Raw genomic sequence first — 7,433 nt, 5'->3', positions numbered from 1 at the left:
GCCCGGCCGCAGGGCCGCTCGGACGGCTGTGCCAGGATCGGGCAGCAGGCCGCGCCGGCAGGGTCGCCGGCGGCCGGATCGGAGAGGGACCGTGGGAACCGTCGTCGCCCCCAAGCCGCTGCTGCTCCAGGACGGACGGCCGGCCGCCGCCGGCTGGTCGCTGGACCCGTCGCTGCGGCATCTCAACCACGGCTCGTTCGGGGCGGTTCCGCTGGCCGCGCAGCGCGCCCAGCAGGACCTGCGGGAGGAGATGGAGCGCGCCCCGGTGGTGTGGTTCCCCGCGCTCCCCCGCCGGGTCGCCCGGGCGCGCGCCGCGATCGCCGAATTCCTGCGCGTCCCGGCCGAGTTCACCGCGCTGGTGCCGAACGCCAGTGCGGGCGCGAGCGCCGTCTACAACAGCCTGCCGCACCGGACCGGCGGGGAGGTGCTGGTCACCGACCACGGGTACGGGGCGGTCACCATGGGCGCGGCCCGGCTGGCCCGGCGCTGGGGCGGTTCGGTCCGCACCGTGCACGTGCCGCTGGCGGCGGGCCCCGAGGAGGCCGCGGCGGCCGTGCTGGCGGGGCTCGGCGACCGGACGGCGCTGATCGTGCTGGACCAGATCACCTCCGCCACCGCGCGCCGCCTCCCGATCGACCTGATCGGCCCGGCGGCCCGCGAGCGCGGCGTCCCGCTGCTGGTGGACGCCGCGCACGTCCCCGGCCTGACCGAGGACCCGCGGGCGGGCGTGGACTGCGACGCCTGGGTCGGCAACCTGCACAAGTTCGGCTGCGCGCCGCGCGGCACCGCGGCGCTCGTCGCCCGCGGCGAACTCCGGCACGCCCTCTACCCGTTGATCGACTCCTGGGGCGCGGAGGAGCCGTTCCCGGAGCGCTTCGACACCCAGGGCACGGTGGACGCGACCGGCTACCTGGCCGCGCCGACCGCGCTCGACTTCGTCGAGCGGCAGTGGGGTTGGCCGCAGGCTCGCCAGTACATGAGGGAACTCGCCGACTATGCTCAGGAGTTGATCGGCGAGGCGTTCACCGCGGCCACCGGCGAACCGGCCGCGGCCGAGGTCGGCATGCCGGTCGACGCGCTGCGCCTGGTCAAGCTGCCGGCCGGCCTGGGGCGCACCCGCCTGGAGGCGGACGCCCTGCGGGACCGGATGGCAACGGAGTTCGGCGTCGAGACGGCGTTCACCAGCTTCGGCGGAACGGGCTACTTCCGACTGTCCACGCATGTGTACAACACTGCCGCGGACTACGAGTACTTCGCCGAGAACTGCGTTCCGATGCTGTGCGACTGGGCCGCGATGGCCCGTCAGGAGGCGTAGCCCGATGGGGAGTTACCGCAGAGTGGCACCGGGTGAGCGGCGGGTGCAGCTGGACCTGCCGGTGGACCTGGCCGAGTGGCTGCAGAACTTCGCGGAACTCTCCCACCGGACGGCGACGGACGTGGTGCGCACCCTGGTGGAGGCGGAGCGCCGGCGGGTGGAGGCGAACTGGGAGCGCCCGCAGTGATCCCGCCTCCACCGGCCTTGACTAGGCAGGGAGTTCGTAGTCGACGTGGATGTGGTGGGTGCCGTCCTCGTCGATGGTGATGCTGCCGGCGCCAGTGATGCCGGCCAGCGCCGCGGTGCCGCTGCTGGGGACGATCACGAAGTAGTCGCCCTCGCGGCCGACGCCCCGCGTGGTGGCGGAGTGCGCGAAGTTGAACGTCCCCTCGGCGTCGTGCAGTCGGCCTTCGAAGGACTCCATGGCGAGGTACGTCCCGACGCCCGCCGCGTGGTCGAACGCGGCGGTGAACAGGGTGGTGGACCGCCCTGCGATCTCGCCCTGGAACTCCTTGCGCATGGTGGCGAAACCGACGCCCACGGCCGTCTTGATGTCGCCCTCCGGGACGGGCACGGGGGTGTACTCGGGGACGGTGAAGGTACCTGATGCTCGCATGGGCGCGATGCTAGCGGCCGCCACCGACAACTGCCAGGCTCTCAGGGCCCGGTGGCCGCCCACTGCGGGTACGCAGCCGGCGCGGTGCGGCGCCGGCGGGCGGCGATCACGCCGAGGATCGCGGAGACCACCACGAGCAGCAGCCCCAGCACCCCCGCCGCGCCGACGGCCACCAGCGCCCGGACGGTGCTGGGCACGTCGCGCGCCTTGACCGTGTCGAGCGGGACGGCGCCCCACGCCCGGGAGTCGAGCGAGTTCGCCCGGTGGTCCCCCATCACGAACATCTGCCCGTCCGGGACGGTGGTGTCGAAGCAGCGGAAGCCGTTGACCTCCCCGCCCTCCAGGTACGGCTCGGCGAGCGGGGCGCCGTTCAACTGGACCGGCTGGTCGCCGCACTGGGAGACCCGGTCGCCGCCGAGGGCGATCACCCGCTTCAGGTGGCTGCTGACCGGCTCGCCCGGTGCGGGGGACGAGCGGAACACCACGACATCGCCGCGCCGGACCTTCCCCGGCTCGACGGCGGTCAGCACGAGGGTCTGGCCGGGCCGGTAGGTGGGCTCCATGTCGCCGCTCCGGATCGCGACCGACTGCGGGCCGAGCACCATCGCGTACCCGAACGCGCCGACCACCAGCAGCACGCCGAGGACCCCCAGGATCAGTGCCGCCTTGCCGAGCCTGCCCCATCGCCGCACGTCCGTACCCGCCCCCGCCTCGAACGCCCGCACGGTGCGCGCGGGCGTTCGGGAGTGTAGCGGGCGGGCCGGACCGACGGTCCGTCCGTCCGTGGCCGAATCCGCCTCCGCCCGGCAGGGCATCGCCACCCCGTTGACCGGCCGGGAAATGGCGGCGCGGTGCGCACGGGGGGTCGATTGGTCTCCGCGTCATGGCACACCATCATTCGTACAGCGAGCATCCGACGAAGCCGCGCCCCGCCCGCGAGCCGGCCACGGCGGCGGACGTCGAGCAGGCCGTGCGGCTCGCGGTCGCGACGCTGACGCAGGCGCTGGACGCGGACTGGCGCGCCCCGGCCGGGGGGCTGGCGTGGGACTGCGGGGAGACCCTGGAGCACACGGCGGACGGACTGCTCGCCTACGCGACCCAACTCGCGCCCGCCCGCCGACCTGTGCGACCGGGCCCTGGCCCGACTGTTCCCCGAGGCCCCCACGGACACCGCCCGCTGACCCACCCTCCTCTGGTCCACCGGCCGCACCGAACTCCCCGCCCACAGCCGCCGCACCTTCGAACGCCGGCACAGCGAACCGCTGCCGTGACAGCCCCTACTCCCGCGACCGGTTATCCGGCGGCGGTCTCCGCCTCCAGCCAGGCCAGGTAGCCGGGCGCCCCGGCGACGATCGGTACGGCGATCGCCTCCGGGGTGTCGTAGGTGTGCAACTCGCCGATGCGGTCGATGAGTTGCGGAGCGAGCGGGGCGGTGGTCTTGAGGTCGATCCGCCATTCGGCGGCGTCCTGGACCTCGCCGTCCCACCAGTACACGGAGTGGACGGGACGGACCTGGGCGCAGGCGGCGAGGCGTTCGCGGACCAGGGTGACGGCGAGGGCGCGGGCGGCGTCCTCGCCGTCGTGGGTGGTGGTGACCACCAGGTGCTGGGGCTCGGTCATGGACCGAGCCTACGGGGGTCGGGAGGGAGGCACTGGGTTGCTTCGGGCTGCTGCCGCCGGTGTCCGGCGGTGGTGCGCCATGGCGGCTCGGGCACCCCGCGCACGGGCCGCCATGGCGCTCGACGGTGACGGCCGCACCCCCGGTTTTCCCCTCCCGGGGAGTGGGGCCGTCCCGCCGCTTCAGGTGGCTGTCGTCGCTGACCGCTCTCGTGGGGGTGGAGCGGTCAGCGACGGGACCAGAGGGCCGGGACGTTCGGGGGCTCCCAGCCGGCGAAGGCGGTGTGCGCCTGGATGCACACGTACGTGACGCCGTTGTAGGTGACCTGGTCGCCGACCTTGTAGCTGGTGCCGGCCTTCCAGGTGGTGGTGCCGCCGGGCGAGGAACTCGCGCTCGGGCTCGGCGAGTTGCCGGACGGGCTGCTGCTCGGGCTGGTGCTCGGCCTGGGCGTCCCGTTGACGTTGAGCACGAAGTCGAAGCTGGCCTGGCTGCCGTTGCCGACCTGGCGGACCGTCATCACCAGCGCCGGGTCGAAGATGGTGTCGGTGGCGTTGCGCGGCTCGTTCGGGAAGTACAGCTGCGTGGTCAGGATCGACTGCCCGGGGGCCTGCACCTTGACGTGGATGTGCCGGGTGCGGCCGGGGTAGAGGCCGGGGATGATCGTGCCCAGCGTGTACGCGCCGTTGGCGTCGCTGAACTGGTGGCCGCGGAAGGTGTACCCGGAGTTGTCGTAGTTGCCGTTGACGTCGGCCTGCCAGAAGTCCAGCAGCGCACCGGCGATGGGGACGCAGTTGCGGCCGAACACGTAGCCGCTGACGGTCAGCGGGGTGCCTTGGGTGCCCGGGGTGACCAGGTTGGTGCGCAGCGGGGAGCCCGGCTTGAAGTAGGGGCCCTCGATCTGCGCGCCGGTGGGCGCGTCGCCGTCGTGGCAATCGGGGGTGAGCGGGGCCGTGTTGCCGCCGGCGGCGGCGGTGTCACGGGCCAGGGCGGTGCCACCGCCGATCAGCACCGGCACGGCGCCGGCCAGTGCAGCGGCCTTCAGCAGACTCTTGCGGCTGATCTGCCGGTCGCCCAGGGGGTTGTGGGGGGTGGACATGGCTCTCCGTTCGGCTGCTTCTTCGGACGACGCCGCCCGCCCGGATTCCCATGGCTGGGACATGACACCTGGAGAGGTCGGGTGTCCCCGTGCGGCGGCGCTGTGGGGTGCCTCAGACGCTAGGCCCTGCCGGGCGGGCCGTCGATGGACGGGTGCCGCCGGACGTGGTGCATTCCTCAGCCGAGCTTTTACCCGCCGTTGACGCTGCCATGGGCCGCCGTCCGCTCCGTCCGTCAGCCGGCGTGCTCGCGGAACTCCCCCGGCGTGCGGCCGACTTCGCGCCGGAAGAACCGGCAGAAGTAGGCCGGGTCGGAGAAGCCCGCCGCCGCCGAGACCTGGCGGATCGTCATGTCCGTGGTGGCGAGCAGGCGTTTGGCCTCCAGGGTCTGCTGCTCGCGGATCAGCCGGGCCGGGGTGCGGCCGGTGGCGTCCTTCACCACCTCGTGCAAGTACCCGGCGGAGACGCCGAGTTCGCGGGCCAGCGCGAGCACCGAGCGGTCGGTGCGGTCGGCCTCGGTGATCAGCCGGGCGAACCGGTCCGCCAGCGGGTGCACGGGCGCCCGCGGCGCGACCGCCCCGTCCGCACCCTCCCGCTGCCGGGCCACCCGCAGCGCCCGTACCAGCAGCACGTGCAGCAGCGCCTGCAGCACGCCCAGCCGGCCGTCCAGACCGGCCCGGTACTCGGCGGTCAACTCCGCGAGCAGCCGGGAGAGTTCACCGTGACCCTGACGCGTCGGCCGGGGCGCGGTGGCGCCGCCCAGCGCGCGCAGCAGGGCCAGGTCCTCCGGGTGGCGGTGCAGGAAGTCCTCGTTGAACAGCAGTACCCAGCCGTCGAGTTGGCGTGCCTCCACCCAGTGGTGCACCTGTCCGGGCAGCACCACGTACAGCACCGGCGGCTCGATCCGGTACTCCGCGAGATCGACGACGTGGGTCCCGCTCCCCTTGGTCACGTACACCAGTTCGTAGAACGAGTGCCGGTGCGGGAAGTCGGCCCGGGAGAGCGGCCCGATGGAGTCGAAGCTGCCGGCGGCGAACGGCACCAACCCGGGATCCGGGACGTCCAGGTCGTGCAGTTCCAGGCCGGCGGGCGGTCGGAGCGTCATCGCGCCAGTGTGCGCGGATTCCCCTCGAACCGTCCAGTGGTCCAGACCAGGGATGGGTGGTGGTGGCACCCCGACCCCGGTAGGGAAAAGTCGACCATCAGGTCTCGACCTGGCCCCGCTGACGTCGGCCGGTCCGCCGACTGGAATGGACGGGTGTTCATCTCGCTCCGTCAACTCGCCGGCCGTCAGCGCTGGTTGTGGCCCGCCGGCTGGCTGCTCTGCGCAGTCTGGGCAGGCGTCTTCCCGCTGGTGTCCCCGCTCGGCCCGCACCGCGACTGGGGCGTCGTCGCCGCGGCCGGCTACCTGCTGGCCGCCGTCGCCGCCGCACCCTGGTGGCGCCGCGACACCCGCATGCGCTCCGCCGTCCTGGCCCTGGTCACCGCCGGCCTGCTCCCGCTGGCCCTGGCCCTGCGGACGGGCGCGGGCCAGAGCGAGGTCACGGTGATCGGCCGCGCCGGCACGGAACTGCTCACCCACGGCTCCCCCTACCTCGACTCCCCCACCTCGGTCCTCGACCTGACGCCCTACCTCCCGGCCATGGCCGCCTTCGGCCTCCCCCACGCCCTGCTCGGCCCGAACACCCCTCTCGGCGACCCACGCCTGTGGTGCGCGGCGGCCTTCCTGGCAACGACGGGCTCCACCTGGCACCTGCTGCGCCGGGGCGGGGCCTGCCAGAGCCCCTCCGCGCTGCACGCCCGACTTCCGCTCGCCCGCCCGTCGCTGCCGCAGGCCGCAGGGGCGGCCCTCGGACCCGCCCGCCTGCGCCTCGCTCGACGCGCACTCGTCCCCGGCACGGCAACACCGCCGGCCTCGCCCGACGACCGTCGCCCCACTCACCGCACGCACCGCATTCACCGCACTCACCGCACCCGCCGACCGCGCCCGCGGCGCCCGCACGCCTCCCTCCGCGCTCGACTCCCCTCCACGCGAACGCAAACGCGAACGCCGTTGTCCCCCGCGGCCGTCGCACTGGTGGCCTCGCCGGTGGTGGCGCTTCCGCTCTCGGTGAGCGGGGTCGATCTGCCGATGACGGGGCTGCTCTGCCTGGCGCTCGCCCTCGCGGCGCGGCGGCGGGCGGGTGGGGCCGGGCTGGCGCTGGCGGCGGCGTGCGCGTTGAAGTGGACGGCCTGGCCGGCCGTTCCGGTGGCGGTGGCGCTGCTGGCCGCGGTGGCGGGGCGGCGGGCGGCGTGGCGTTGCGCCGGGGTCGCGGTGACAGGGGCGACCGCGCTGATGGCTCCGTGGCTGGTGCTCGCACCCGGGCCGATGGTGCGTCAGGTGTTCGCGTTCCCGCTCGGTCTCGGCGAGTGGCGGACGCCCGCCGCGAGCCCGCTGCCGGGTCGACTGCTCGCCCAACTCGGAACCGGCGGCTGGTGGTCGGCGCTCGCCCTGCTGCTGCTCGGCGGGGGCGCGGTGGCGGTGTCCCTGGCCCGCCGCCCGCCGACGGACGCGGTCGCGGCGGCCGACCGCCTGGCGATCGGGCTGGCCCTGGCGTTCCTGCTCGCACCGGCCGGACGCTACGGCTACCTGGCGCTGCCGCTCTTCCTCGCCGTCTTCACCCGTCTCACCTCGCACCGGACGCCGAGTCCCCGCCGCCCGGCGGCCGCCCCGCCGCCCGCAACCCGTCGACCCCGCGCACCCGCCGCGGCGCCGGCCGACCCTCCGGTCCTCGTCTCCGCGCCGTGAGC

The 7,433-nt window shown here is 74.4% G+C and carries 8 protein-coding genes; 3 read left to right on the top strand and 5 right to left on the bottom strand.

What is annotated here, in order from left to right; all coding sequences use genetic code 11:
• Positions 1 to 91: 91 nt before the first annotated feature.
• Together IEZ12_RS23855 and IEZ12_RS23850 are read left to right on the top strand one after the other, a co-directional pair.
• Entirely contained in the window at positions 92 to 1,315 is a 1,224-nt protein-coding gene (locus IEZ12_RS23855) for an aminotransferase class V-fold PLP-dependent enzyme (RefSeq protein WP_189274519.1), read from the top strand.
• A gap of 22 nt (positions 1,316 to 1,337) precedes the next feature.
• The gene (locus tag IEZ12_RS23850) at positions 1,338 to 1,502 is read left to right on the top strand and encodes a hypothetical protein (protein WP_189274517.1); all 165 of its coding nucleotides are present in this window, start codon (positions 1,338 to 1,340) and stop codon (positions 1,500 to 1,502) included.
• Positions 1,503 to 1,523: 21 nt separating this feature from the next.
• Here the strand turns inward: IEZ12_RS23850 and IEZ12_RS23845 are convergent, their stop codons facing one another.
• From IEZ12_RS23845 to IEZ12_RS23825, 5 genes are all read right to left on the bottom strand, one after another.
• Positions 1,524 to 1,931 carry a DUF3224 domain-containing protein gene (locus IEZ12_RS23845; protein WP_189274515.1) on the bottom strand — a complete coding sequence of 136 codons (408 nt, stop codon included), beginning with the start codon at positions 1,929 to 1,931 and terminating at the stop codon, positions 1,524 to 1,526.
• A gap of 41 nt (positions 1,932 to 1,972) precedes the next feature.
• Positions 1,973 to 2,623 (bottom strand): signal peptidase I, encoded by a 651-nt coding sequence (gene lepB / locus IEZ12_RS23840; protein WP_189274514.1) that lies wholly within the window; start codon positions 2,621 to 2,623, stop codon positions 1,973 to 1,975.
• A gap of 601 nt (positions 2,624 to 3,224) precedes the next feature.
• Positions 3,225 to 3,551, bottom strand: a complete 327-nt coding sequence (gene cutA / locus IEZ12_RS23835; protein WP_189274512.1) for a divalent-cation tolerance protein CutA — start codon at positions 3,549 to 3,551, stop codon at positions 3,225 to 3,227.
• Positions 3,552 to 3,775: 224 nt separating this feature from the next.
• Positions 3,776 to 4,645 carry a carbohydrate-binding protein gene (locus IEZ12_RS23830; RefSeq protein WP_189274510.1) on the bottom strand — a complete coding sequence of 290 codons (870 nt, stop codon included), beginning with the start codon at positions 4,643 to 4,645 and terminating at the stop codon, positions 3,776 to 3,778.
• 233 nt (positions 4,646 to 4,878) lie between these two features.
• Positions 4,879 to 5,748: a helix-turn-helix domain-containing protein gene (locus IEZ12_RS23825; RefSeq protein WP_189274508.1), complete on the bottom strand. Its 870-nt coding sequence runs from the start codon at positions 5,746 to 5,748 to the stop codon at positions 4,879 to 4,881.
• A gap of 153 nt (positions 5,749 to 5,901) precedes the next feature.
• Between IEZ12_RS23825 and IEZ12_RS23820 the strand changes: the two genes are divergently transcribed.
• On the top strand, positions 5,902 to 7,431 hold the full coding sequence (locus IEZ12_RS23820; RefSeq protein WP_229847877.1) for a glycosyltransferase 87 family protein: 1,530 nt from the start codon (positions 5,902 to 5,904) through the stop codon (positions 7,429 to 7,431).
• Positions 7,432 to 7,433: the final 2 nt, after the last annotated feature.

Source organism: Kitasatospora griseola, from assembly GCF_014648555.1.
Classification (GTDB): domain Bacteria; phylum Actinomycetota; class Actinomycetes; order Streptomycetales; family Streptomycetaceae; genus Kitasatospora; species Kitasatospora griseola.
The sequence above is the reverse complement of the archived record's forward strand: the minus strand, read 5'-3'. Positions and strand labels throughout refer to the sequence as shown.

Coding starts and splice junctions, on each gene's coding strand:
- IEZ12_RS23845 (WP_189274515.1), bottom strand. CDS start 1,931: ATGCGAGCATCAGGTACCTTCACCGTCCCCGAGTACACCCCCGTGCCC.
- IEZ12_RS23830 (WP_189274510.1), bottom strand. CDS start 4,645: ATGTCCACCCCCCACAACCCCCTGGGCGACCGGCAGATCAGCCGCAAG.
- IEZ12_RS23825 (WP_189274508.1), bottom strand. CDS start 5,748: ATGACGCTCCGACCGCCCGCCGGCCTGGAACTGCACGACCTGGACGTC.
- cutA (WP_189274512.1), bottom strand. CDS start 3,551: ATGACCGAGCCCCAGCACCTGGTGGTCACCACCACCCACGACGGCGAG.